At 65.6% G+C, this 23,339-nt stretch carries 23 protein-coding genes; 13 read left to right on the forward strand and 10 right to left on the reverse strand.

All coding sequences use genetic code 11. The features are described from left to right. Nucleotides 1–3: 3 nt before the first annotated feature. On the reverse strand, nt 4–975 hold the full coding sequence (locus AAC050_RS01080) for a hypothetical protein (protein WP_339913190.1): 972 nt from the start codon (nt 973–975) through the stop codon (nt 4–6). Between the two features lie 99 nt (nt 976–1,074). Continuing rightward, entirely contained in the window at nt 1,075–2,088 is a 1,014-nt protein-coding gene (locus tag AAC050_RS01085; protein WP_339913191.1) for a hypothetical protein, read from the reverse strand. Between the two features lie 203 nt (nt 2,089–2,291). Between AAC050_RS01085 and gor the strand changes: the two genes are divergently transcribed. From gor to AAC050_RS01120, 7 genes are all read left to right on the forward strand, one after another. Beyond that, nucleotides 2,292–3,692, forward strand: coding sequence for a glutathione-disulfide reductase (gor, locus tag AAC050_RS01090; RefSeq protein ID WP_339913192.1), 1,401 nt, complete (start codon nt 2,292–2,294; stop codon nt 3,690–3,692). A gap of 842 nt (nt 3,693–4,534) precedes the next feature. After that, nucleotides 4,535–5,908 (forward strand): 3-deoxy-7-phosphoheptulonate synthase class II, encoded by a 1,374-nt coding sequence (locus AAC050_RS01095; RefSeq protein ID WP_339913193.1) that lies wholly within the window; start codon nt 4,535–4,537, stop codon nt 5,906–5,908. 2 nt (nt 5,909–5,910) lie between these two features. Next, complete coding sequence (locus AAC050_RS01100; protein WP_339913194.1) at nt 5,911–6,489, forward strand: prephenate dehydratase domain-containing protein; 579 nt, start codon at nt 5,911–5,913, stop codon at nt 6,487–6,489. Between the two features lie 225 nt (nt 6,490–6,714). After that, nucleotides 6,715–7,491: a chorismate mutase gene (locus AAC050_RS01105; protein ID WP_339913195.1), complete on the forward strand. Its 777-nt coding sequence runs from the start codon at nt 6,715–6,717 to the stop codon at nt 7,489–7,491. A gap of 110 nt (nt 7,492–7,601) precedes the next feature. Continuing rightward, nucleotides 7,602–8,261: an SPOR domain-containing protein gene (locus AAC050_RS01110; RefSeq protein ID WP_339913196.1), complete on the forward strand. Its 660-nt coding sequence runs from the start codon at nt 7,602–7,604 to the stop codon at nt 8,259–8,261. Between the two features lie 118 nt (nt 8,262–8,379). Next, a complete protein-coding gene (locus AAC050_RS01115; RefSeq protein WP_339913197.1) occupies nt 8,380–9,207 on the forward strand; it encodes a division plane positioning ATPase MipZ in 828 nt (275 codons plus the stop codon). A 4-nt stretch (nt 9,208–9,211) separates the two neighbouring features. Further along, nucleotides 9,212–9,631: a molecular chaperone DnaJ gene (locus AAC050_RS01120; protein WP_339913198.1), complete on the forward strand. Its 420-nt coding sequence runs from the start codon at nt 9,212–9,214 to the stop codon at nt 9,629–9,631. Nucleotides 9,632–9,635: 4 nt separating this feature from the next. Here AAC050_RS01120 and AAC050_RS01125 read toward each other — a convergent pair whose 3' ends face one another. Next, the gene (locus AAC050_RS01125) at nt 9,636–11,030 is read right to left on the reverse strand and encodes a D-alanyl-D-alanine carboxypeptidase family protein (RefSeq protein WP_339913199.1); all 1,395 of its coding nucleotides are present in this window, start codon (nt 11,028–11,030) and stop codon (nt 9,636–9,638) included. A 272-nt stretch (nt 11,031–11,302) separates the two neighbouring features. Between AAC050_RS01125 and phaP the strand changes: the two genes are divergently transcribed. Further along, a complete protein-coding gene (gene phaP, locus AAC050_RS01130; RefSeq protein WP_339913200.1) occupies nt 11,303–11,794 on the forward strand; it encodes a TIGR01841 family phasin in 492 nt (163 codons plus the stop codon). Nucleotides 11,795–11,854: 60 nt separating this feature from the next. Here the strand turns inward: phaP and AAC050_RS01135 are convergent, their stop codons facing one another. Further along, nucleotides 11,855–12,343: a nuclear transport factor 2 family protein gene (locus AAC050_RS01135; RefSeq protein WP_339913201.1), complete on the reverse strand. Its 489-nt coding sequence runs from the start codon at nt 12,341–12,343 to the stop codon at nt 11,855–11,857. A gap of 170 nt (nt 12,344–12,513) precedes the next feature. On the opposite strand from AAC050_RS01135, the gene clpS reads away from it, so the two are divergent. Then, on the forward strand, nt 12,514–12,846 hold the full coding sequence (gene clpS / locus AAC050_RS01140; protein WP_339913202.1) for an ATP-dependent Clp protease adapter ClpS: 333 nt from the start codon (nt 12,514–12,516) through the stop codon (nt 12,844–12,846). 12 nt (nt 12,847–12,858) lie between these two features. Continuing rightward, nucleotides 12,859–15,165 (forward strand): ATP-dependent Clp protease ATP-binding subunit ClpA, encoded by a 2,307-nt coding sequence (gene clpA, locus AAC050_RS01145; protein ID WP_339913203.1) that lies wholly within the window; start codon nt 12,859–12,861, stop codon nt 15,163–15,165. A 93-nt stretch (nt 15,166–15,258) separates the two neighbouring features. Here clpA and AAC050_RS01150 read toward each other — a convergent pair whose 3' ends face one another. Beyond that, nucleotides 15,259–15,570 (reverse strand): CsbD family protein, encoded by a 312-nt coding sequence (locus AAC050_RS01150; protein WP_339913204.1) that lies wholly within the window; start codon nt 15,568–15,570, stop codon nt 15,259–15,261. 141 nt (nt 15,571–15,711) lie between these two features. Here AAC050_RS01150 and AAC050_RS01155 point away from each other — a divergent pair, with 141 nt between their 5' ends. Further along, nucleotides 15,712–16,290 carry a DUF4287 domain-containing protein gene (locus AAC050_RS01155; protein ID WP_339913205.1) on the forward strand — a complete coding sequence of 193 codons (579 nt, stop codon included), beginning with the start codon at nt 15,712–15,714 and terminating at the stop codon, nt 16,288–16,290. Nucleotides 16,291–16,301: 11 nt separating this feature from the next. Here the strand turns inward: AAC050_RS01155 and AAC050_RS01160 are convergent, their stop codons facing one another. From AAC050_RS01160 to AAC050_RS01175, 4 genes are all read right to left on the reverse strand, one after another. Then, the gene (locus tag AAC050_RS01160; protein ID WP_339913206.1) at nt 16,302–17,060 is read right to left on the reverse strand and encodes an FkbM family methyltransferase; all 759 of its coding nucleotides are present in this window, start codon (nt 17,058–17,060) and stop codon (nt 16,302–16,304) included. Nucleotides 17,061–17,146: 86 nt separating this feature from the next. After that, nucleotides 17,147–18,289 carry a GNAT family N-acetyltransferase gene (locus tag AAC050_RS01165; RefSeq protein WP_339913207.1) on the reverse strand — a complete coding sequence of 381 codons (1,143 nt, stop codon included), beginning with the start codon at nt 18,287–18,289 and terminating at the stop codon, nt 17,147–17,149. After that, nucleotides 18,286–18,744, reverse strand: coding sequence for a RidA family protein (locus tag AAC050_RS01170; protein WP_339913208.1), 459 nt, complete (start codon nt 18,742–18,744; stop codon nt 18,286–18,288). The genes AAC050_RS01165 and AAC050_RS01170 overlap by 4 nt, the downstream gene beginning before the upstream one ends. Before the next feature lie 1,015 nt (nt 18,745–19,759). Beyond that, on the reverse strand, nt 19,760–21,034 hold the full coding sequence (locus AAC050_RS01175; protein ID WP_339913209.1) for a DNA polymerase IV: 1,275 nt from the start codon (nt 21,032–21,034) through the stop codon (nt 19,760–19,762). 126 nt (nt 21,035–21,160) lie between these two features. On the opposite strand from AAC050_RS01175, the gene AAC050_RS01180 reads away from it, so the two are divergent. After that, nucleotides 21,161–21,550, forward strand: coding sequence for a response regulator (locus AAC050_RS01180; RefSeq protein WP_339913210.1), 390 nt, complete (start codon nt 21,161–21,163; stop codon nt 21,548–21,550). Further along, nucleotides 21,547–22,911 (forward strand): PleD family two-component system response regulator, encoded by a 1,365-nt coding sequence (locus AAC050_RS01185; RefSeq protein WP_339913211.1) that lies wholly within the window; start codon nt 21,547–21,549, stop codon nt 22,909–22,911. The genes AAC050_RS01180 and AAC050_RS01185 overlap by 4 nt, the downstream gene beginning before the upstream one ends. A 94-nt stretch (nt 22,912–23,005) precedes the next feature. On the opposite strand, the gene rpmG is transcribed toward AAC050_RS01185, so the two are convergent. Further along, on the reverse strand, nt 23,006–23,173 hold the full coding sequence (gene rpmG, locus AAC050_RS01190) for a 50S ribosomal protein L33 (protein ID WP_339913212.1): 168 nt from the start codon (nt 23,171–23,173) through the stop codon (nt 23,006–23,008). Between the last annotated feature and the right edge of the window lie 166 nt (nt 23,174–23,339).

Raw genomic sequence — 23,339 nt, forward strand, 5'->3', positions numbered from 1 at the left:
GGATCAGTCCGGTTCCGCGGTCGTCAGGCGTCCGTGAGCGCGGCGGATCGAGCTCGAGATTTCACTGCGTCCGGCCCCCAGGTTTTTGCGGGTCCGTTCGGCCTGGTACAGGCCCAGAAGATAGGCCTCGTCCCAGTCGGTCAGGCCCTGTGCCGAGTCCGGGTCCTCGAACACATTGAGGATCGAGGCGTAGCGGCTGGTGTCGGCCGTGGGATCGATCTGCGCCAGGGTGATCATGGCCAGATAGTCGGCCAGCTGCTGGGTGGAGACGCTGCTGAGCTGATCCACATCCACGATCACCACGGTACGGAACAGATTGTCGACGATCTGGGTGCTCAGGCGCGAGGCGGCAAAGGTCGATATGACCGGCGCATAGTCCTCGGGGTGAGGGTCAAGGGCCGGGCTGGAGTCGCAGGAGCCCTTGCATTCCCCTGGAAGGCGCACGGCGCGGCTGCCCGTCTGGCTGTCGATCGGCATACTGACCTGCCACCACCGCACCGGCTGATCGGAGCCGATAAAGGCATTCAACGCGGTGCCGCCCCGGTCCATGCCCGCCCCGCCCATCCGGAAGGCCCGCCGGCGTTCCCGGACCAGTTCTTCGGCCAGACGGTCCGGTTCATCGGTGGCGATGATGATGACATTGGCCATGCAACCCGGTTGTCCCGGGGTCAGGCCGACATCCTCGGCCACCGTGGAAACGCGGTCCACGATGTACTGGGCGGGTTCCGTCCGCAGGTTGGCCACGCCCACGCAGATTTGTCCCTCCCAGCGGGCGATGCCGCGATCCCGGTTGGGGGCCGCGACCTCATTGACGAAGTCCCGGATCAGGGTGTCCAGCGGCGCACCGGTGACCTCGATATCCTCGAGCCGTACCGGTCCGTCAGCGGTTCCGGACTGGGCCACTGGTGCGGACTGGGGTGTGGCGGTCTGGACCGGAGCGATGGTCATGAGCGCGGCGAGAGCGAAGGCAAACATGGGTCATGTCCTGATCGTGGAGACGAAGCCGGGACTCCGGCGCGCCGTTGACGGGGTTGGGGGCTCGGTCGGTGTCTTCTGTTTCGCAGCCGCGCCGGGTCAGGGACGCGTGGTCGGCGGGTCGAGCGGCGCGTCCGTCTGGTCTTCTGTCGTGTCGGCCGGTGCGTTCGCCGTCAGGCGCTGATGTTCACGCAGGATCGAGCTGGCGATTTCCGATCGGCCTGCACGCACACTGGCCCGGGTGCGCTGGGCGTCATAGAGACCGATCAGATAGGCCCGATCCCAGTCGGTCAGGGTCGATGCGGATTCCGGGTCCCCGAACACATTGAGGATCGAGGCATAGCGGCTGGTATCCGCCTCGGGGTCGATCTGGGCGAAGGTGATCATCGCCACATAGTCGGCCAGCTGCTGGGCCGAGACCTGGTCCACCTGATTGACGTCCAGAATGACGACGGTGCGGAACAGGTTGTTGACGATCTGGGTGGACAGGCGTGAAGCCGCACGAAGGTTGATGACCGGTGCGTAGTCCATGCTCGTCTCACAGGGATCCCGGCATTCGCCGGGGAGTCGCGTGGCCCGCTGCCCGGTGTCCGCGTCAACGGGCATGGCAACCTGCCACCAGCGCACGGGCTGATCTGACGCCTGGAACGCCCGCAGCGCCGCCCCGCCCCGGTCCATGCCCGAACCGCCCGCGCGGAACGCCCGTGGTCGTTCCCGGACGAGAGTCTCGGCAAGGTTGTCGGGATCGTCCGAGGCGACGATCATGACGTCAGGCCGGCAGCCCGGCGCACCGGGCCTCAATCCCAGATCTTCCGCCACGGTAGAGACCCGGTCCACCAGATACTGGGCGGTTTCCGCGCGCAGGTTCGCGACGCCGATGCAGACCTCACCCTGCCAGCGCGCCAGTCCGCGGTCCGGGTTGGGGGCCGCGACCTCATTGACGAAGTCCCGGATCAGGGTGTCCAGCGGCCGGCCGGTGACCTCGATGTCCTCGAGCCGCACGGCGGGCGCGTTCGCGGCCGTCTGTTGCGGTGGTTCGGTCCAGCGATCAGTGGGGGGAAGCGATTGCGGGTCCGATGACCCGAGCAGTGCGGCAACAACGAATGCGAGCATTTCGGAGACCCCAGGGTTGTCCGCGACGCTAGCCACCTCTCGAGCGGGCGGTCAATCGATATTTCAGCGGTCGGAGGAGCCGAAAGCGTGAAGCGCGGCCGTCCGCCGATGGCCGTTCATGGCGAGGTTCAATCCGGCCATCATCGGTGGCGACGGCGCGGTGGAGACCCTAAGTTCCTGATCCGGACCCCGCAGGAGACACCATGGCCAAGACCTACGACTACGACCTCTTCGTCATCGGTGCCGGTTCCGGGGGCGTCCGGGCGGCGCGGCTGACGGCGCTGGGCGGCAAGAAGGTGGCCGTCGCCGAGGAGCACCGGGTCGGCGGCACCTGCGTCATTCGCGGCTGCGTGCCCAAGAAATTCATGGTCATGGCCTCCGAGGTCAGCCACGCGCTGGAAATCGCCGAGGGCTATGGCTGGACCGTCGACAAGGCGACCTTCGACTGGCCCAAATTCCTCGAGACCAAGGACGTCGAGATCGCCCGACTGTCGGGCATCTATGTCGCCAACCTCGGCAAGGCCGGCGTCGACCTGATCCACGGTCGCGCCGTATTGAAGGACGCCCACACGGTGGCCATTCTCGGCAAGGGCGAGGGGGGCGAGGATCTGATCGTCACCGCCGAACGCATTCTGGTCGCCACCGGCGGGCGGCCGTGGAAGCCCGCCGACCTGCCGGGCATCGACCATGCCATCACCTCGGAAGAGGCCTTCCACCTGCCCGAGCTGCCCAAACGCATCCTGATCGCCGGCGGCGGCTATATCGCTGTCGAGTTCGCCGGCATCTTCGCCGGGCTCGGGGTCGAGACGACCCTGATCTATCGCGGGCCCAACATCCTGCGCGGCTTCGACAACGACGTCCGCTCGCATCTGGCCGGCGAGCTCGAGAAGCGCGGCATCACGGTCATTCTCGGCTGCCAGCACACGGCGATCGAGAAGACCGCGACCGGCCTGCTCAACAAATTCGAGAACGGCCACGAGATCGAGACCGATGTGGTGATGTTCGCCACCGGTCGGGTGCCGCATGTCACCGATCTGGGGCTGGCGACCGCCGGGGTCGAGCTCAATGAAAAGGGCGCGATCAAGGTCGATGAATTTTCGCAGACCACGGCCGACAACATCTGGGCCGTCGGCGACGTCACCGACCGCATCAATCTGACCCCGGTCGCCATCCGCGAGGCCGTGGCCTTCCACGAGACCGTCTTCCGCGACAATCCGCAGAGCTATGACCACGACAATATCGCCAGCGCCGTGTTCAGCCAGCCCCCGGTCGGCGTGGTCGGCCTGTCCGAACACGACGCGCGCCAGACGCTGGGCGAGATCGACGTCTATGTGTCGCGCTTCCGCCCGATGAAATACGCCTTCACCGGCTCCGACGAACGGGTGCTGATGAAACTGGTGGTCGAGGCGAAGAGCCAGAAGGTCGTCGGCGTTCACATCGTCGGCCCCGAGTCCCCCGAGATGATCCAGCTGGCCGCTATCGCCGTGAAGGCCGGCCTGACCAAGGCCCAGTGGGACGCCACCTGCGCCGTCCACCCGACCATGGCCGAGGAACTGGTGATGATGAAGGACAAACAGACCCCCGGTGCCATGGCCGTGGGGTAGGGGAAGCCCCTCTCCCATGGGGAGAGGGGTTGGGGAGAGGGTGTACGGTGCCACCCCTTTCGCACAGTAAGCCCTCACCCTTTGACGCTTCGCGCCGTCCTTCGGGTCGCGCCCTCACATCCTTCTCCCCTCGTGGGAGAAGGTGGGCGGCGGAGCCGCTCGGATGAGGGGGTTGTCAGGGTCAAATCGATTGCCAGAGCGCGGCGGATGCCGTCCTGACCCCTCTCCCGGGGGAGAGGGGTTGGGGAGAGGGCGTACGGTATCGCCCGGTCGCACCGAAACCCCTCACCCTTTCGCGCATCCATTCGCTTCGCTCGCGGGCGCTCAAGCCCTCTCCCGCCGGGAGAGGGAAGCAATGCGAGAAGAATTCAAATTTCCATCCGGATTCACGTGAAAAACCTGCGCCCCTTCAACCCTCTACCCTTTTCCACCCGCAAAACTCCCGCCCCACCTCCATCCAGCCCCATACTCCCTGCGTCCCGTCGCAAGGAAGGGCCGCCTGGCCTGCGACCTGGTGTGCGGCGGGAGTGGAGAAGCGGGGTCAGGGGTGCGGGGGATACGCATCCGGTCCGGGGACCGGGTCACAGGCCCGGCCCGCCCGTCAGGGGCGCTGCGGTAAGGCGTCAACAGCGCCACCCGACGCAAGCTGCTGAAAACTCGCCACGCGGAGCGTCGGTCTTCGTCGAAACGGTATTTATTCAGTTCAACCGGGCGAAGGCCCGGCGCTCCGCCCGCCCTTCCATCACCGCCACCGGACCGGCGCGGGCGCGCTTTCACGCCTGAATTCGTGCCGGGACCAAGCCCTTGTTGTTCCGGAACCCGGCCGCGCCTATCTTGATCCCATGACCCTGCGCTGGACCCCCGAAAGCTGGAGAAGCAAGCCCGTCGTGCAGATGCCGACGGACTATCCCGACGCCAACGCGCTGGCGGCGGTTGAGGACGAATTGCGCGCCATGCCGCCGCTGGTGTTCGCCGGTGAGGCCCGGCGTCTGCAGGACCGTCTGGCCGAGGTCGAGGCGGGCAAGGCCTTCCTGCTGCAGGGCGGGGACTGTGCCGAAAGCTTCAAGGAATTCTCGACCGACAACATCCGCGACACCTTCCGCCTGATCCTGCAGATGGCCGTGGTCCTGACCTTCGCCGGGCGCAAGCCGGTGGTGAAGGTCGGCCGCATCGCCGGCCAGTTCGCCAAGCCACGCTCGTCGTCGCTGGAGACGATCGGTGACCAGACCCTGCCCAGCTACCGCGGCGACATCATCAACGGCATGGGCTTCACCGAGGCCGAGCGGGTGCCGGATCCGCAACGGTTGATTCGGGCCTACAACCAGTCGGCCTCGACGCTGAACCTGCTGCGGGCCTTCGCCGGCGGTGGCTATGCCGACCTGTACAACATCCATCGCTGGATGCTGGGCTTCGCCGGGGACAATGCCGCCGGGGCCCAGTACCGCGAACTGGCCGACAAGATCACCGAGGCCCTGGCCTTCATGGAGGCGGTCGGCGTCACCCCCCAGAACCACCCGGACCTGAGCCGGGTCGATGTCTTCACCAGCCACGAGGCCCTGCTGCTGAACGTCGAGAGCGCCCTGACGCGGCTGGATGGAGCCTCGGGCGAATGGTTCGACACCTCGGCCCATATGTTGTGGATCGGCGAACGCACCCGCCAGCTGGACGGGGCCCACGTCGAATTCATGCGCGGGATCCGCAACCCGATCGGCCTGAAATGCGGGCCGACGCTGGAGGTCGACGATCTGTTGGCGCTGATCGACGTGCTCAATCCGGACAACACGCCCGGGCGTCTGACCCTGATCGGTCGCTTCGGCGCGGACAGGATCGGCGAGCGACTGCCGGGCCTGATGCGGGCGGTGAAGGCCGAGGGGCGGCGCGTGGTCTGGTCGATCGATCCGATGCACGGCAATACGCTGAAGGCCGGCAACGGCTTCAAGACCCGCCCCTTCGAACGTATCCTCGACGAGGTGCGGACATTTATCGACGTGGCCGAGGCCGAAGGCGTTCACCCCGGCGGCGTCCATCTGGAAATGACCGGCCAGAACGTCACCGAATGTCTGGGCGGGGCCCAGGCGGTGACCGAGGACGACCTGTCCAGCCGCTACCATACCCACTGCGATCCACGACTGAATGCGGATCAGGCGCTGGAGCTGGCCTTCCTCGTGGCCGAGCGGCTGAGGTCCGGGCGTCAGGCCCGCTCGGCGGCGGCCTGATCATGGACGAGGACACCGACACCGGCAGCGTGGTTCCGGGTCGGGTCGCCTATCAGGGCGCGCCCGGGGCCTTCAGTCACGAGGCCTGTCTCGATCTGCGGCCGTGGGACGAAGCTGTGGCCTTCGACACCTTCACCGAAGCGCTCGACGCGGTGCGCTCGGGCGATTGCGGCTGTGCCCTGATCCCGGTCGAGAACTCGATCATCGGGCTGGTGCAGCCGGCGGCGAGGCTGGTGGCCGAGGCCGATATGGAACTGGTGGCCGAGGTCTGGCGGCCGATCCGGCTGGCGTTGATGGCCATGCCCGGGACGCGGTTGTCCGACATCCGCACCGTCGAGAGCCACCCGATCGCCCTGCGCCAGTGCGCCGGGACCCTGACGCAGATGGGGCTGACGCCGGTCGAGGGCTTTGACACGGCCGGGGCCGCCCGCAGCATTGCCGAGGCCGGCGACCCGTCCCGCGCCGCCGCCGCGCCGATCCGGGCGGCCGAGGTCTATGGATTGTCGATTTTGCGCAACGACCTGCAGGATACCGAACATAATCGCACGCGTTTTGTCCTGTTGAGCGCCCAGCCCGGTTGACCGCGCAAGTTTATTGCGTCTCTGGTCGGATCATGGCCCTTTCGCGCGACATCGCCGCGACCTCTCCCGACCGCGTTCGCGCGGCCGACGGCCTCTATTACGGCTTTCGATACGCCGGCTGAGGCGTCGGGCTCACCGCAGTCCTGACCCCCTCACCGGTGACCGTCCCTGAAGGGGCGGCGGTTCTCCTCACAACCTGTCGAATTCCCTGTCCGAAAGCCTCCGATGCCCCAATCCGCCCTGCACAAGATCCGTTCTGAAACCGGCCTGATCGCGCCGCTCGCCACCATCTCGCCCGAACAGATGGCCCTGTCGGCCCTGCGCCACGAGATCGATCACCTCGATGACGAAATCCTGGCCCTGTTCGAGCGACGGCTGGCCCTGGCCTCGCGGGTCGGGGCCGCCAAGGACGCGCCGACCGGACCGCACACCAAATTGCGTCCCGATCGCGAGCAGACGGTCCAGACGCGAATGCTGGCCGCGGCTGCGCCCGCGAACCGCGAGGCGGTGGCCGGTCTGTGGCGTGAAGTCGTGGGCTGGGGTCTGGCCCGTCAGGGACGGTTGCAGGTCCAGGTCTGGTCGCCCAGCGAACCGGCCCGCGCCTTCGACGGGGCCCGGCTGCGTTTCGGCCGCGCGGCGGACCTGCGAATGGTCCGCGATCCGGAAGCGGCCCTGGCCTTCGCGGCCGAGGGGGCCGGTGTAGCCGTGCTGGCCATCAATAACGACAATCCCTGGTGGGTGGGGCTGCGGCGCGAATGGGCCGGGCTGAGCGTGTTTGACGGGTTCGGCGGAGTCACCCCCACGGCGCTGGCCGTCGGCAAGGTCGACCCGGTTGCCCTGCCGGCCGGACGGCGGGTGGTGGTCACGGGTGGCGGCGACGCCGGCGACGGCTGCAGTGCGCGTCGCTGGGGCCTGCATACCCATCACGGCTGGACCCTGGCCCTGACCGATGCCGTCCTGCAGCCCGGTGACGCCCAGGGCTGTGTCGGTGCAATCGGCTGACCGGGAAGCGTCCGCGGCGCGATCGTTTCCCGATCTGGTTAGCGGATTAACCTTGGTGCTTAAGCGTCTTCGTCAACCAGACCTCAAGTCCCGCGTGCGACTTTCGCGCCATGCAACCCAAGACCCTGATCCGCCCTTTGCTGGCCAGTCTCATCGTCGCGAGCCTCAGTGCCTGCGGTGCCGTCGAAAGTGATCCACACCGGTTCGAGAACCTGGCCGAACGGATCGCCGCCATCTCGCTGGACGGCTCCGCGCGCGCCGAACCGGCCCGGATCCGGACGGCGGCGGAGATCGGCCTGCGTCCGGCCCAGCCCGGTGCGCTGCGGGTCGAGATCATGGACCCGCACGAACTGTGGGATGCCCGCGAGGGTAATCTGTCCGCTGCCATCGACCAGGCCGTGCCTCGTCTGGTGCAGGCGGCAGCCCCCGCGGTCGCGACCGCAGTCGTGCATCAGGTCTCGACACGGACGCTGGCGTCGGCCTCCGAGGCCGGACTTCGCCCGGCGCTGAAGGTCGCTCCGGCGACCCGGGCCTCAACCCTGATTCAGCTGGGAGCCTACTCCAGCGACGCCGCGGCGCGCTCGGCCTGGTCCCGGCTCAGCACCGGGGAGGGGGCTGTGGCCCTGGCCGGGCTCAGTCCGGTATTTGAAGGCGTCGAAGTCAACGGCCGGACCCTGATCCGGCTGAAGGTGGCGGCCCCGGCGGGAGCGGCCGCGGCGGTCTGTGCCGCAGCGCGGATCAACGATCCCTGGTGCCGCCGCAACGCCTGACGGCGTCCATCCACAAGACACGCTTAACCTTTCGTTGACGGACGCCGCGGACCCCGCGACTCTGACCGCCGGATCGCCTCATGTTGAGTCGGCGACCACAGTCAGGATCGGGAACGCAATGGCTGACCCCCAGGTCATCGTCGTCGGCAATGAAAAGGGCGGGGCGGGCAAATCCACCCTGGCCATCCATATCGCCACGGCCCTGCTGCACGCCGGACGGCGCGTGGCGATCATCGATCTCGACCTGCGCCAGCGGTCCCTGGCCAAATTCTTCGCCAACCGTGCCGCCTGGATGGCCGCGAATGCCCAGGCCCTGCCGATGCCCAGCGAGCCGGACATGGGCGACGGCAAGCTGCTGGCCCGGGCCGGTGAGGACGAGCAGGTAGCGCGTTTCGATGAGGCCTTTGCCGAGGCCCGACTGACGGCGGACGTCGTCCTGATCGACACACCGGGTGGTGACACCGCCCTGTCGCGTCTGGCCCACGCTCGCGCCGATCTGATCGTGACGCCGATGAATGACAGTTTCGTCGACTTCGACCTGCTGGGTCAGGTCGATCCGGTGACGCTGGAGCTGCAGCGGCCGTCGATCTATTCCGAGAGCGTCTGGGAAGCCCGCAAACAGCGGGCGGTGGAGCGGGGCGGGTCTATTGACTGGCTCGTGGTGACCAACCGTCTGGCCGTGGCCGAGGCCCGGAACCGTCGCCGACTGGACAGCCGTCTGGCCAAATTGGCCAAGCGCGTGGGGTTCCGGATCGGAGTCGGATTGCGCGACCGGGTCATCTATCGCGAACTGTTTCCGTTCGGTCTGACGGTGGCGGACCTGTCCAACGACATCCGGCCGGTGTCCGTGTCCCTGGCCCATGTCGCCGCGCGGCAGGAGCTGCGTAATCTGATGCAGGCGATGGGTCTGGACGACGTCATGATCGCCCTGGACGTCGCCGCGTGACCCCTTGGGGCTGATCTGGCTGGCGCTGGCGGGGATCGCCGTCTGGGCGCTGGTGCGGCTGGGCCGGCAGGCCGAAGGTCCCCGACGCGGCCACTGGCGGGTGACGGCGACCTTGCTGAGCGCGGTTCTGCTGGCCGGCGGCGTGCTGGCGGCGGCCCGCGGAGCCTGGATTGCCGCGCTTGCGCTCGAAGGTGCCGGACTGTGGCTGGTGCTGGGTTCGCGAATCCGCGCGGCGGTCAACCGTCCCCAAGCGATGACCGCGGCCGAGGCCCGGTCGCTGCTGGGCGTTCCGGCCGATGCCACGCCGGAACAGGTGCAGGCGGCCTGGCGACGCCTGATGGCGCGCGCCCATCCTGACCAGGGCGGCAGCGAGGGGCTAGCAGCGCAGCTGAATGCGGCGCGAGACCGCCTCAAACGCGGCTGACGATCTATTCCGGACGAACGACCATACAGGTGACGTGACGCTCGTCGAGGGCCGCGCAGGCGGCCCGGGCGGCATCCTCGGTCAGGCCGATGAAGCGCGAGCGGTACCAGCCCGCGGCGTTCTGGACCGAACGTTCAGCTCCCGAAAACTGGGAGCGGAAGCGGCGGTTGACCTCGGTGAGCCAGTTTCCGGCCACGGTCTCGTCGCGGAAGGCCCCGACCTGTACGGCCCAGTAGCCGGCCGGGGTGCGGGGGGGCACGGTCCGGGCCGGGGGCGGGGCGGCCGGTCGGCGGCGGTCCGTGGTGGCCCCGTTCAGGGCCGCGGTCAGATCCCCGTCGCCGGCAGCTTCCGCCATCATGGTCTGGATGGTCGGTGTCGGACGGGATGCAGGCGGTGGCGCGGCGGTATAGGCGACGGCCGTGGCGGTGACGGGACCATCCTCATCGTCACTGTCGTTGGCGGCATAGGCGACCGTTTCGGAATTATCGACACTGACGCCGAAGCCGCGTTGTTCGAAGAAGGTCTGGGCCATCTGGATCGACTGGCCGCGATCGCGCAGACGTTCCAGCTCGAAGCCAGTGTCCATCAGTTCGGCGACATGGGCATTACGCGATGCGGTGGAGCGACCGCCGAGGACGATGGTGATCAGGCGACGCCCGTCCCGCACCGCCGAGGCCGCCAGATTGTATCCAGAGGCGTTGGTATAGCCGGTCTTCATGCCGTCATAGCCCTGGCCGGTCGCCAGCAGGCCATTGGTGTTGCGGTAGAGTCGGCCTTGATAGGCCCAGTCGTGAAAGCCCAGATAGCGATAGTACTGCGGATAGTCGCGCATCACGGCACGGGCCAGGATGGACAGATCCCGGGCCGTGGTCAGCTGGCGACTGTCCGGCAGACCGTTGGGATTCACATAGCGGGTCCGGGTCATGCCCAGTTCCTCGGCCTTCAGCGTCATCATGGCCGCGAACCGGGCCTCGTTGCCGCCGATATGTTCAGCGATGGCCACGGCCATGTCGTTGGCTGAGCGCACGGCCGTCGCGTGCATGGCGTCGTCCAGGGTGATGGTCTGCCCGGCCGCCAGCCCCAGTTTGGAGGGCGGCTGGGAGGCTGCACGGGGCGAAACGGTGATCACGTCATCCAGCTTGGCCCGTCCTTCGGATAGGGCTTCGAACGCTAGATACAGCGTCATCATCTTGGTGATCGAGGCTGGGTAACGACGACTGTCGGCGTGACGCGCGAACAGGACCTCGCCGGTCGCGGCATCAACCACGATCGCCGCATAGCGGGTGTTTTCAGCAGACTGGGCGACCGGGGCCTGAACGCCCGGTGCTGGCAATATGGACAGAACCACGAGCGCCAGCGCTGCGACCAGTCCACGACGGAGAAATGCGATCTTCGGCAAGCAACCGCCTCTTTGAACAATATGCGCGGCAACGACCCCCGTTCGCGCCGCCTGTGACTAGCTAACATGGAGCGGCAGGGTTTCATGGCGGTTAACAAGCCGTCAACGCAGTTGTGAAGTTCGCGGCGGCCGTTGTGACGGTTATGTTGCGTCGCACAATAAAACTTGACGATTCTTCGCATACGCACCATATTGAGGCTGTCACGAGGGAAAAGTCCCGCGTGAAAGACATTCATGGCGGCCCTGCCGCGATCAGCTTCCGGAGACTTCCTATGGCCGACAGCGCCGAAACCGTAAAGAAAACCGTCGAAACCGCCACCGCAACCGTCAAGGCCCAGGCCGAGAAGGTTCAGGCCAGCGCCAAGCAGGCCCAGGCCGATGGTGCCAAGGCCTTCCGTGAAGGCGTCGACAAGTCGGTCGCCTCGCTGACCGAGCTCAACGCCCAGGGCAAGAAGAACCTGGAAGCCGTCGTCGAGTCGGCCACGGCCGCCCAGCGTGGTGCCGAGGCCCTGTCCTCGCAGTCGCTGGCCTATGGCAAGAAGTCCTGGGAAGACGGTGTCGCCGCCGCCCAGTCGCTGTCGAAGGCGCGCTCGGTTCAGGAACTGGTCGAGCTGCAGACCACCTTCGCCAAGTCGGCGATGGAAACCTATATGGCCGAGCTGACCAAGATGACGGACGTTGTGACCGCCTCGGTCAAGGATAGCTTCAAGCCGATCAACGAGCGCGTCAGCGCCTCGGTCGAAAAATTTCAGGCCGCTCGCTAAACGCCTTTCGATACCACCAGCGATCGAAGGCCCCCGGGGGTGATCCCGGGGGCCTTTTCGTTATTCCACCGCAGCGTGATCGATGCTGAAGGCCCGGGCCACGCGCCAGTGTCCATCTTCCAGCCGCCACAGGATCGAGAACCGCGCCCGTCCTACCAGATGTTCCGGCCCGTCGCCCTGGCGCTCGTAGAAGAGGTGACTGCCTTCCTCAACGGCACCGACCCCGGGAATAGGGTGGACCTGCAGGGTGCCGGGCACGAGTTCCCGACGCGAGCGGACGGCACCCAGGGCCTGTTTGCCGGCGCAATCCTTCGCATAGTCATCGACGAAGGCCGCGCGCGTTGCTGTCAGCCCGCCGCGGTCATGATAGAATTCAATATCTTCGGTGACGAGGTCGGCTAGGGCGGCAGGATCGCAGCGGTCGAACATCACGCTGAAAATGTCGGCGTCACTGGCCTTGATGACCTCCGTCAGCACCGGCTGCTCCGGGATCAGGACGGGCTGGGACTGGCCGAGAGCCAGCGTGGCGAACAGGACGGTAAAGAGCATGGAAACCTCCGCCAGCGATAATGCGGCTCACCCATCGATACCGGGTCGGGGATGCCGGAACCCGTGAAACTTCTGTCATTAACTCCTGTCACGTAAGCTGTGACTGGACGCATCTTCAATTCAGGCCATCATCACCTATCTGATCTCCAGACTCCCGATACGGAATACGAATGCCTTCCAAGCGGCCAGGTGAACGACAGGATGAGGGGCTCGGCTCGGCAACTGTCACCGAGACAAAGCCCAAGCTGCAGAAGCCGTCCCTGTATCGGGTGCTGATCCTGAACGACGACTACACGCCGATGGAATTCGTCGTCTATGTGTTGGAGCGGTTCTTTCAAAAGGACCGCGAGGCCGCGACTCGCATCATGCTGCATGTGCATCAGCATGGTGTCGGGGTGTGCGGCGTCTTTACCTACGAGGTGGCCGAAACCAAGGTCGCCCAGGTGGTCGAGACGGCGCGACGCCACCAGCATCCGCTGCAATGCACGATGGAAAAAGACTGAGAGGAATACCCCATGCCCTCCTTTTCACGTCCTCTCGAAGAAACGCTGCATCGCGCCGTCGGCTATGCCAACGAGCGTCGGCATGAGTACGCCACGCTCGAACACCTGCTGCTGGCCCTGATCGACGATCCCGACGCCACCGGTGTGATGACCGCCTGCAACGTCGAGCTGGTCGCATTGAAGGCGGCGCTGACGCTTTATGTCGACACGGACCTGGCGGCGCTGGCGACCTCGGACGGCGAGGAGGCCAAGCCGACGGCCGGCTTCCAGCGGGTGATCCAGCGGGCGGTGATCCATGTTCAGAGCTCGGGTCGCGAGGAGGTGACCGGAGCCAATGTGCTGGTCGCGATCTTCTCCGAGCGTGAAAGCCACGCTGCCTATTTCCTGCAGGAGCAGGACATGACCCGCTATGACGCGGTGAATTTCATCGCCCATGGCATCGCGAAGAAGGCGGGGGCCTCGGAAGTCCGACCCACCAAGGGCGACAGTCCCGAGGACTCTGAAGACGCGGCTGCAGTCAAGTCGGGCGGCGAGGCGCTGGAAGCCTATTGCATCGACCTCAACGAGAAGTCGCGCCAGGGCAAGGTCGACCCGCTGATCGGGCGCCAAGCCGAGGTGGATCGCTCGATCCAGATCCTGTGTCGCCGAACCAAGAACAATCCGCTGCTGGTTGGCGAGCCCGGGGTCGGCAAGACCGCCATCGCCGAGGGGCTGGCGCGCAAGATCGTCAATCATGAGGTCCCGGACGTGCTGGAAGGCGCGACCATCTATTCGCTCGACATGGGGGCGCTGCTGGCCGGCACCCGCTATCGCGGTGATTTCGAGGAGCGGCTGAAGCAGGTCGTCAAGGAACTCGAGAACCACGAGAATGCCATCCTGTTCATCGACGAGATCCATACGGTGATCGGCGCGGGTGCGACGTCGGGCGGGGCCATGGACGCGTCGAACCTGCTGAAGCCGGCGTTGGCGTCGGGGACGCTGCGGTGCATGGGGTCGACGACCTACAAGGAGTACCGCCAGCATTTCGAGAAGGATCGGGCCCTGGTCCGGCGCTTCCAGAAGATCGACGTCAATGAGCCGACCGTGGCGGACACGATCAAGATCCTGCGCGGCCTGAAGAGCTATTACGAAGCCCACCACAAGCTGCGCTATACTGAGGCTGCGGTGCGCTCGGCGGTCGAATTGTCGGCACGCTACATGACCGACCGAAAACTGCCGGACAAGGCCATCGACGTTATCGACGAGGCCGGGGCCAGCCAGATGCTGTTGCCGGAATCGAAGCGCAGAAAGGTTATCGGTCAGAAGGAGGTCGAGGCCGTCATCGCCAAGATGGCGCGCATTCCGGCCAAGTCGGTCTCCAAGACCGACACCGAGGGCCTGAAGGCGTTGGAGACCGATCTGAACCGCGCCGTATTCGGTCAGGAAGGCGCGATCGAACAGGTCTCGGCGGCGATGAAACTGGCCCGGGCCGGTCTGCGCGATCCGCAGAAGCCGATCGGCTCCTTCCTCTTTGCCGGTCCGACCGGGGTGGGTAAGACCGAAGTAGCCAAGCAGCTGGCCTCAACCCTCGGCATCGAGATGCTGCGTTTCGACATGTCGGAATATATGGAGCGGCATACCGTCAGCCGACTGATCGGCGCGCCCCCGGGCTATGTCGGGCATGATCAGGGCGGCCTGCTGACCGACGCCGTCGATCAGCATCCGCACGCCGTGGTGCTGCTGGATGAGATCGAGAAGGCCCACCCGGATGTCTACAACATCCTGCTGCAGGTGATGGACAATGGCATGCTGACCGACGCGGTCGGCAAGAAGGTCGACTTCAGAAACGTCGTGCTGATCATGACCACCAACGCCGGGGCCGCAGACAATGCCCGGGCCTCGATCGGCTTCGGCCGAGGCAAGGTTGAGGGTGAGGACGAGAAGGCCATCCAGCGTCTGTTCGCACCCGAGTTCCGCAACCGTCTGGACGCCATCGTTTCGTTCAAGCCGCTGGCCCAGGAGACGATCCGGCTGGTGGTGACCAAGTTTGTGCTGGAACTCGAGGCTCAGCTGGCCGACCGCAACATCACCATCGAACTGACCGACGACGCCACCGACTGGCTGGCCAAGAATGGCTTCGACGAACTGTATGGCGCACGACCGCTGGCACGGGTCATCCAGGAGCATATCAAGAAGCCGCTGGCCGACGATATCCTGTTCGGACGGTTGACGCGTGGCGGCCACGTGAAGGTGAAGCTGACAGACGGCAAGATCGTCTTCGACGTCACCGGCCCCTCGGGCGCGCCGGTCAAGGAGCCGGCGGACGAAACCGCGGGCTGATCAACCGGCAGGGAACGGCGAAGGCCCGGGCGGTGACGCCCGGGCCTTTTGTCGAGCGGGGTGTGGTGCCCCGGTGCGAAATCCGGGTCCGCTCTAGCGGCGGCGGCCGGCCCCGGCCCCGGCCAGCAGCAAACCCAGACCTGCGACAATGGCGGTGGTCAGCAGCGGCTTGCGGCGAGCGAAGTCCAGGCCGGTTCTGGCCGGATCACGAAGATCCGTTGGGGCCCGCTCGACCAGACGGTCCAGACGATCAAGGCCCTGTCCGTACAGGTCACGTGTCTTGCCCCTGGCCTGGTTGAAGCGGCCCTTGATCTGCAATTTGGGCTCGTCGAGCAGCTTGCCGAGGCCGGTCTGGACCTTGCCGCCGACTTCGGTGGCGGTGCCTTCGATACGTTGTTCGATCATGAGTATATCCTTGAATGGGGGGAAACCGGTGCGGCTACAGGATCAGCGTTTCACGCCCACGCGGGTTCCGCTTTTCGATCTCGACGGGGCCTTTTGTCGCGGTCGGAAACGCGCGAGGATCAGAGCGAAACGGAGAAACCCATGACCGCCCCAGCCATGACCGAACGGCAGAAAAAATGGTTCGCCACGGTGCAGGCCAATCTCGAGGCGAAGACAGGTCGGCCGCTGGCGGTCTGGGTCGATATCCTCAAGGGTTGCCCGGAGACTCGGCCCCGGGCCCAGGCCGCCTGGCTGAAGGCGACCCACGGGATCGGGGCCAATCATGCGGCCATGATCCTTGATGCCGCTCGCCCGGCGGATACGCTTGGCTGGAGCGATGCCGAGGGTCTGCGGACGGCCCTGTGGGCCGAGCCACGCTCGCTGGCCGCGCTGGAGGCCGTCGAACGGATCGCCGCAGACCTGGATGCGATCATCGTTTCCCAGCGCAAGGGCTATACGGCCTTCTCGCGGGAGGTGCAGTTTGCTGCGATGCGACCGTTGAAGGGCGGCGCGGCCCGGCTGGCGATGAAACTGGACCCCGAGGAGTCCGAACGGCTCTCGGCACCGTCCCGCAACGAAAGCTGGTCCGAGCGACTGACGGCGGTGGTCGAACTGGACGGTCCCGGGGCCGTCAATACCGAGCTGGCGGATCTGTTCGCCCGCGCCGCGGGCAATGGTTGATTCCGACGGGATCAGACTGCCAGGGGGCGGAACACGAAATTGAACACATAGCGGGGGGTTTCGACCGCCCTGGTGTGAAAGGTGTCGAGGTCGATCTCCTGCCATGGCGTCAGGCGACCGTTGAACCAGGCGCTGCCGGCATAGCCATAGCTCTCGACCTCGCGGATGAGGTCGGCGATCGGGCGGCCAGTGTGACGTTCCTCCAGCTCGACGACCAGCACCGGGCGCTCGCGCTTCAGCGTTTCCACCGCGCCGGCCAGGACCGCGCATTCGAACCCTTCGACGTCGACCTTGATGAAGCCGACATCGCGGATGTCCAGATCGTCGAGGCGGCAGGTCTGTACCTTGACGATACCATGCGCGCCATCGGCTCCCATGCGGCTCAGTGAGCCGTGCTGGTTAGAATAACCGCGCTTCGTGAGAGGCACGATGAATTCGGCTTCTCCGGCCGTGTCCGAAAGCGCCACCGTGTGCAGATGGACCTGGTTACCCAGCGCCGCCTTGAGACGACTGAACATCTTGGGATTGGGCTCGAACGCATGGACCTCGCGGGCGACCCGCAGCAACGACCATGACCAGACCCCGGAATTGGCCCCGACATCGATCGCTACCCGGTGCGGGTCGACCAGTTCCGGCAACAGCGCCAGTTCCGGTTCACCGCGTCGCAGGGCCCGTCGAACCCGCCATCGCAGTTGAAGGCTCGCCGGTATGAGGCTGTGCCTCAGTTTTTCCTTCAGCGAGAAGGGTGGGGACCATCCGTCCGTCGTCATTCGGGAACCTGCAGCAGATCAGAGTCGGGAAGGTCGGCGTGTGCGGGTCGGGCCGCAGCCTGACCCCGACCCGGTCGTGCGAAGCCCTACGTCCTATAGGGTGAGAGCGTGTTCGCCAATGCGCTGATCTCGGCCTCAACCGCCGGCCGCTCGCCTTCCAGATAGTGGGCGACGGCCCGGCGCAAACCGGGATCGGCGATGAAGTGAGCCGAATAGACCGGTTCCGGCAGATAGCCACGGGCGATCTTGTGCTCGCCCTGGGCCCCGGCCTCAACGCGCGACAGGCGGCGGGCGATGGCGAATTCGATGGCCTGATAATAGCAGAGCTCGAAATGCAGGAAGGGCACGTCTTCCAGCGCCCCCCACTGGCGGCCGTACAGAGCGTTGCGACCGATCAGATTCAGGGCCCCGGCGATCGGTTCCCCGTCGCGGAAGGCCATGACCAGGGCGATCCGGTCGGCCATGGTCGCCCCGATACGACTGAAGAAGTCGCGGGTCAGATAGGGTTGGCCCCATTTGCGCGAGCCGGTGTCCATATAGAAGTTGAAGAAGGCATCCCAATGGGTCTCGGTCAGATCGGAACCGGTCAGCACGCGGATATCCAGACCCGCCTGTGCCTCGCGCCGTTCGCGGCGGATGGTCTTGCGACGGTTCGACGACAGGGCGGCGAGGAAGTCGTCAAAGGTCGCATAGCCAGCGTTGCGCCAGACGAACTGCATGTCCTGTCGCTGCAACAGGCCCGCGTCGCCCATGGCCCGCCATTCGCCTTCGGTCGGGAAATTGACGTGCAGGGATGAGATGCCCAATCGCTCGACCAGGGTCATGGCCCCTTGCAGCAGGGCCGCCCGTACCGGGGCGACGTCGGCGTCGGGGTGCGGCAGAAATCGGGGGCCGGTGGCCGGGGTGAAGGGCACGGCCCCAAGCAGTTTGGGGTAGTAGCGACCACCGGCTCGCTCATAGGCGTCGGCCCAGCTGTGGTCGAAGACGTATTCGCCCTGGCTGTGGCCCTTCAGATAGAGGGGCATGACCCCCAGAACCACGCCCGTCCCGTCCCGCAAGGCCAGATGGCGCGGGGCCCAGCCCTGATGCGGCGCAGCACTGCCGGAGGCTTCGCAAGCGTGCAGAAAATCGAACGAGACGAAGGGATCACCGGTCGGAGCTGCGCAGGCGTCCCAGGCGGCCGCCCCGATGTCGGCGATCTCTTCGTGAACCGTAAGCGTGAAGCTCACTTCACCTCGACGATGGCGTCCACCTCGACGGCGAAACCGAGCGGCAGGCGATAGACGCCGACGGCTGAGCGAGCGTGGCGGCCCTTGTCAGCGAACACCTCGACCATCAGGTCGCTGCAACCGTTGATGACGGCGGGGATGGCAGTGAAATCGCCGGCGGCCTGAACGAAGCCGCCCAGTTTGACGATACGCACGACGCGCTCGAGATCGCCGTCCAGTGCGGCCGAGATCTGGGCCAGTAGATTGACGCCGCACATCCGGGCCGCAGCCTGGGCCTGTTCCGGAGAAACGTCGTCACCGACCGTGCCCTTGATGCCGCCTGCAGCATCGTTCGATAGCTGGCCCGAGATGTGGACCAGGTTTCCGGACCGGACGTAGGGAACGTAGTTGGCGACCGCCTTGGCGGGTTCCGGCAGGTTGATTCCGAGATCGGCGAGGCGGGCGGCGATGGTCATGGCGGGCTCCGTGTTTGTGCGGCGGGACTTAACCCTTCGAATGACAACTGGAAAGCCACCTTCTTTGGCAATGTGTTGCTATGATGGTATGGTGAGCTCTTGCAATCAGGAGGTGAGAGATGCACCGTTTTTGGATGATCGGCGGATTGGCCGCGATCTTACTTTGCTGGACCTGGAGTGCTCAGGCCGCCCAGACAGTCCCTGAACTGACGCAAGACCACGGGCCCGTGGTCACGACGGCTGTGGAAATTCCGGTGACCGAGGTCGCCGAGACGCCGGAGGAAACGGCCTATCTGGATCAGGTAGTCTGTCAGCGTTTGCCACGCGCCGCCAGCCGACTGCCAAGCCGGGCCAGGGTCTGTGATACGCGACGAGCCTGGCGGACAATGGCAATGGACGCGGAAGCTGAAGTGAGCCGCCTTCAGAATATGTCACGCTATAACAATCACGACCCACTCGCACGGCCGCAGTAAGGCCTCGCCCGGCCGAAGAGTGGCGGCTTCCCTGATCTGCGCATCGAGTGCCTGCGCCGCCCCCGCAACCGGCGGAGGGCTCCAAGACCCCGGTCTACCTGTGCGCAGGTGAGACATGTTGGGCATGTCGAGCATGGCGATGGAATCTGCGCGGTTGTGAGCCCGAAAATCATTGCTAAGGTCTCTGAAATTAACCGGAGACGATGAATGCGTGAAATCCGTTTGGCGCTTGCGATCCTGGCTCTACCCTTGTTCTGGGTTGGCGCAGCCCAGGCCCAGGAACAGCCCCAAGCCCCTGGTGGCGGCGCTGTCGCTACGGTAACGGTCGAGGCTGAGGCGGCTCAGGATGAGGTCGTATGCCGAGCCGAGCCACGGGCGGCCAGTCGGCTGCAAACCCGCGCCCGGGTGTGCAAGACGCGACGTGAATGGCGGGAATTCGATGAACGAGCCGCGGTCGCGGCGGCCAGCACACAAAACCGGGACCGTTACGCACCCCGAAGTGATCCCGCCAGACCGCAGTGATCTGGCCCTGATTGACGGTGTCAGTCAGGGCCGGTCTTGCTGCGCTGTTTCAGGCTGCGTCCGGCCACGACCGCGTCCTTGCCGAACTTCATGCGCAGGGCGTCGATCGTGGTCTCGGTCTTGAGGGTGCGGACCTCGGGGCTTTCGAACAGGGCTGCGGGCGCATCCACGGCATCGGTCACATCGGTCATGCCGATGCCGATCAGCCGGTAGGGGCGTCCCAGTTCGGGGGTCAGCAGGGCGCGGCCTGAGGCAAACAGGGCCCGGGCGGTCTGGACAGGTTCGGGCAGGCTGACGCGGCGGGTCACGATCCGGAAGTCAGTACCGCGCAGTTTCAGCACCAGCACGCGGCTGGCGACGCCGTCGCGGCGGGCCTTTGAGGCCAGTTTCTCGCACAGGGGCCAGAGTTCGGCCTCCAGCTCGGCGACGCTCGTCAGATCGTGGTTGAAGGTGGTCTCGGCGCTCATGCCGCGGCGATCGTGATCAGGGCTGACCGACCGGGCGTCGCGGCCGTGGGCCAGTTCATACAGGCGCAGGCCGGACTCGCCATAGCGTCGCACCAGATCGCGCAGGTCGGCGGCAGCCAGGTCACCAATGGTGTTGAAGCCGTCGCTGCGAAGCCGGGCCGAGAACACCGGGCCGACGCCGGGCAGGATCGAAACGGGACGCGGTGCCAGCAGGGCCTGGGCCTCGCTGCCGATGACGGAAAAACCACGTGGCTTGTCCAGTTCGGACGCGATCTTGGCGAGAAAACGATTGGGGGCCAGGCCGATCGAGACTGACAGGCCGATCTCGTCCTCGATCCATTTCTGCAGACGGATCAGTTGCAGCGCCGGTGGTCCGCCGTTCAACCGTTCAGTGCCCGACAGGTCGATCCAGGCCTCGTCCAGTGACAGGGTCTGGACCAGGGGGGTCAGCTTGCCGATCGCGGCGAAGATCCGCGCGCTCTCCGTCTTGTATTTGCTGAAGTCCGGCTTGATCACCACCGCATCCGGACAGGCCTTCAGCGCCTTGAACATCGGCATGGCCGAGCCGACCCCGTACTGGCGCGCGACATAGCAGGCGGTGGAAACCACGCCGCGCTTACCGCCGCCGATGATCACGGGCCGGTCCCGCAGTTCCGGCCGGTCGCGCTTTTCCACCGAGGCATAGAAGGCGTCACAGTCGAGGTGGGCGACCGAAAGCCTGTCCAGTTGATCGTGAACGATGACGCGTCGGGAATCGCAGACGGGGCAGCGCGTCAGTCGCTGGTCCGCGCTCCACAGGCAGTCACGGCAGATGGCCCGTATCGGCACGGTGACGGATCTCCCGGTGCAGCTTCACCCCAACTTAAGACTGGATAGGTCAGAGTGCACGTGAAGAAGGCGCAAAGCCTCCGCGTTGCCGCGCATTCTGGATGAGGCAAACAGGGCCGGGTGAACATGTCCAAGACAGTCCTCATCGTTGAGGATAACGAGCTGAACATGAAGCTGTTTCATGATCTGCTTGATTCCCAGGGCTACCAGACGCTGCAGACCCGCGAAGGGCTGTCGGCCCTGGCGCTCGCGCGCGAACACCGGCCTGATCTGATCCTGATGGATATCCAGTTGCCCGAGATATCGGGGCTGGAGGTCACGAAATGGCTGAAGGATGACGTGGATCTGGCCCATATTCCGGTGATTGCCGTGACCGCCTTCGCGATGAAGGGGGATGAGGAACGGATCCGCCAGGGCGGCTGCGAGGCCTATATTTCCAAACCGATTTCCGTGATGCATTTCCTTGAGGTCGTGCGCAAACATCTCGGCGTGTCCGAGGTCGCGGAACACACATGACTGCGCGAATTCTTGTTGTAGATGACGTTGACGTCAACGTCCGGCTGCTCGAAGCCAAGCTGACCCTGGAATATTATGACGTCCTGGGCTGCCATGACGGGGTTACCGCCCTGGCAATCGCGGCCGAGGAACAGCCGGACATCATCCTGCTGGACGTCATGATGCCGGGCATGGATGGTTTCGAGACCTGCCGCCGGCTCAAGGCCGATGAATCCACCCGCCACATTCCGGTTGTTCTGGTGACGGCACTGGACGGGCGCGGAGACAAGCTGCGGGGCCTTGAGGCCGGGGCCGACGATTTCATCACCAAGCCGATCGATGACCTCATTCTGATGGCCCGGGTTCGTTCGCTGCTGCGTCTGAAGTCGGTGATGGACGAACTGCGCGAACGTGAGGAAAGCGGCCGTCGGATCGGCGTCGATACCGACAATGGGGGACGGCTGCGCGGTGCCGGGGGGCGCATTCTGGTCGCCGATGACAATGAGCTCCAGGCCACTCGTATCGTTGAACATCTGGCAACTGACCACCGACCGGTGGTCGAGGGCGATCCGGCGGAAGCCCTGATCGCGGCGCGCAGCCCGATCGATCTGATGATCATCAATGTGTCGAGCTCAGGTTTTGATGGGCTGCGGTTGATCGCCCAGGTCCGGTCCAGCGACGTCTCGCGCCGGGTCCCCATTCTGGCGGTGGTCGATCCGGCCGACCGGCCGCGCCTGGTCAAGGCGCTGGAGTTGGGGGCCAATGACATTCTGGCCAAGCCGGTCGATACGGAAGAGCTCGCGGCCCGGGCCCGACTGCAGGTTCGCCGCAAGCGCTACACCGACTATCTGAAACAGAAGCTCGATTACAGCCTCGAGATGGCGGTGACTGATGCCCTGACCGGACTGCATAACCGTCGCTATATGGCCAGCCAGCTGGACGCCATGGTCAAGCGGGCCGGGCAGGGGGGCAGTGAAGTCGCGGTGCTGGTGATGGATATCGATCACTTTAAGGCAGTCAATGACGGGTTCGGTCACGACGCCGGTGATGAGGTGCTGCGCGAATTCGGGGTGCGACTGGCCACAAATGTGCGTGCGATCGACCTGCCGTGCCGGGTCGGTGGCGAGGAATTCGTCGTGATCATGCCGGGAACGAACCTGGAAGACGCTGTGCGGATTGCGGACCGGATTCGTCGGGATGTGGCCGCGACGCCGTTCCCGATCATGAGTGGGGCCGAACACCTGACCATCACCATCTCCATCGGTGTTGCCGTCACCGAGGGTGGGTCAGATTCGCCCGAGGCCCTGCTGAAGCGGGCCGACGAGGGGGTCTATGAGGCCAAGGCGCACGGTCGCAACAAGGTCATTTCCCGCGTCGCCTGACGCATAGCAAAACGCCCGGCCTTGCGACCGGACGCTGCCAACGCCGTTCAGACAGGTCCGGGCGACGCGTCAGTGCGACCGCCCGGCAACCGTCCTACTTGATCTTGCCTTCCTTGAACTCGACGTGCTTGCGCACGACCGGGTCGTATTTCTTGACGAGCATTTTCTCGGTCATGGTCCGTGCGTTCTTCTTGGTGACGTAGAAGAAGCCGGTGTCAGCCGTGGAATTCAGGCGGATCTTGATGGAAGCCGGTTTGGCCATCGGAATTACCTCTGCGACGGCGAAAGCCGCTGAAATTAGGAGCGCGGAACATACTCGGGAAGCCGCCGAAGTCAACGGCCCGTCGCGGATGGTCCGGTCCGCCCGCGACGGAGTTGCCCACCGGATACCCGAGAGCCGGCCTGACCCTGGATGAGGCCCTTGTCAG

Source organism: uncultured Brevundimonas sp. (assembly GCF_963974615.1).
GTDB lineage: Bacteria > Pseudomonadota > Alphaproteobacteria > Caulobacterales > Caulobacteraceae > Brevundimonas.

Excerpts from the sequence above, each read along its gene's own strand:
- phaP (WP_339913200.1), top strand. The coding sequence starts at position 11,303 with ATGGCCGACAGCGCCGAAACCGTAAAGAAAACCGTCGAAACCGCCACC.
- clpS (WP_339913202.1), top strand. The coding sequence starts at position 12,514 with ATGCCTTCCAAGCGGCCAGGTGAACGACAGGATGAGGGGCTCGGCTCG.
- AAC050_RS01135 (WP_339913201.1), bottom strand. The coding sequence starts at position 12,343 with ATGCTCTTTACCGTCCTGTTCGCCACGCTGGCTCTCGGCCAGTCCCAG.
- AAC050_RS01080 (WP_339913190.1), bottom strand. The coding sequence starts at position 975 with ATGTTTGCCTTCGCTCTCGCCGCGCTCATGACCATCGCTCCGGTCCAG.
- clpA (WP_339913203.1), top strand. The coding sequence starts at position 12,859 with ATGCCCTCCTTTTCACGTCCTCTCGAAGAAACGCTGCATCGCGCCGTC.
- AAC050_RS01170 (WP_339913208.1), bottom strand. The coding sequence starts at position 18,744 with ATGACCATCGCCGCCCGCCTCGCCGATCTCGGAATCAACCTGCCGGAA.
- AAC050_RS01150 (WP_339913204.1), bottom strand. The coding sequence starts at position 15,570 with ATGATCGAACAACGTATCGAAGGCACCGCCACCGAAGTCGGCGGCAAG.
- AAC050_RS01085 (WP_339913191.1), bottom strand. The coding sequence starts at position 2,088 with ATGCTCGCATTCGTTGTTGCCGCACTGCTCGGGTCATCGGACCCGCAA.
- gor (WP_339913192.1), top strand. The coding sequence starts at position 2,292 with ATGGCCAAGACCTACGACTACGACCTCTTCGTCATCGGTGCCGGTTCC.
- AAC050_RS01160 (WP_339913206.1), bottom strand. The coding sequence starts at position 17,060 with ATGACGACGGACGGATGGTCCCCACCCTTCTCGCTGAAGGAAAAACTG.
- AAC050_RS01155 (WP_339913205.1), top strand. The coding sequence starts at position 15,712 with ATGACCGCCCCAGCCATGACCGAACGGCAGAAAAAATGGTTCGCCACG.
- AAC050_RS01180 (WP_339913210.1), top strand. The coding sequence starts at position 21,161 with ATGTCCAAGACAGTCCTCATCGTTGAGGATAACGAGCTGAACATGAAG.
- AAC050_RS01115 (WP_339913197.1), top strand. The coding sequence starts at position 8,380 with ATGGCTGACCCCCAGGTCATCGTCGTCGGCAATGAAAAGGGCGGGGCG.
- AAC050_RS01105 (WP_339913195.1), top strand. The coding sequence starts at position 6,715 with ATGCCCCAATCCGCCCTGCACAAGATCCGTTCTGAAACCGGCCTGATC.
- rpmG (WP_339913212.1), bottom strand. The coding sequence starts at position 23,173 with ATGGCCAAACCGGCTTCCATCAAGATCCGCCTGAATTCCACGGCTGAC.
- AAC050_RS01095 (WP_339913193.1), top strand. The coding sequence starts at position 4,535 with ATGACCCTGCGCTGGACCCCCGAAAGCTGGAGAAGCAAGCCCGTCGTG.
- AAC050_RS01100 (WP_339913194.1), top strand. The coding sequence starts at position 5,911 with ATGGACGAGGACACCGACACCGGCAGCGTGGTTCCGGGTCGGGTCGCC.
- AAC050_RS01110 (WP_339913196.1), top strand. The coding sequence starts at position 7,602 with ATGCAACCCAAGACCCTGATCCGCCCTTTGCTGGCCAGTCTCATCGTC.
- AAC050_RS01185 (WP_339913211.1), top strand. The coding sequence starts at position 21,547 with ATGACTGCGCGAATTCTTGTTGTAGATGACGTTGACGTCAACGTCCGG.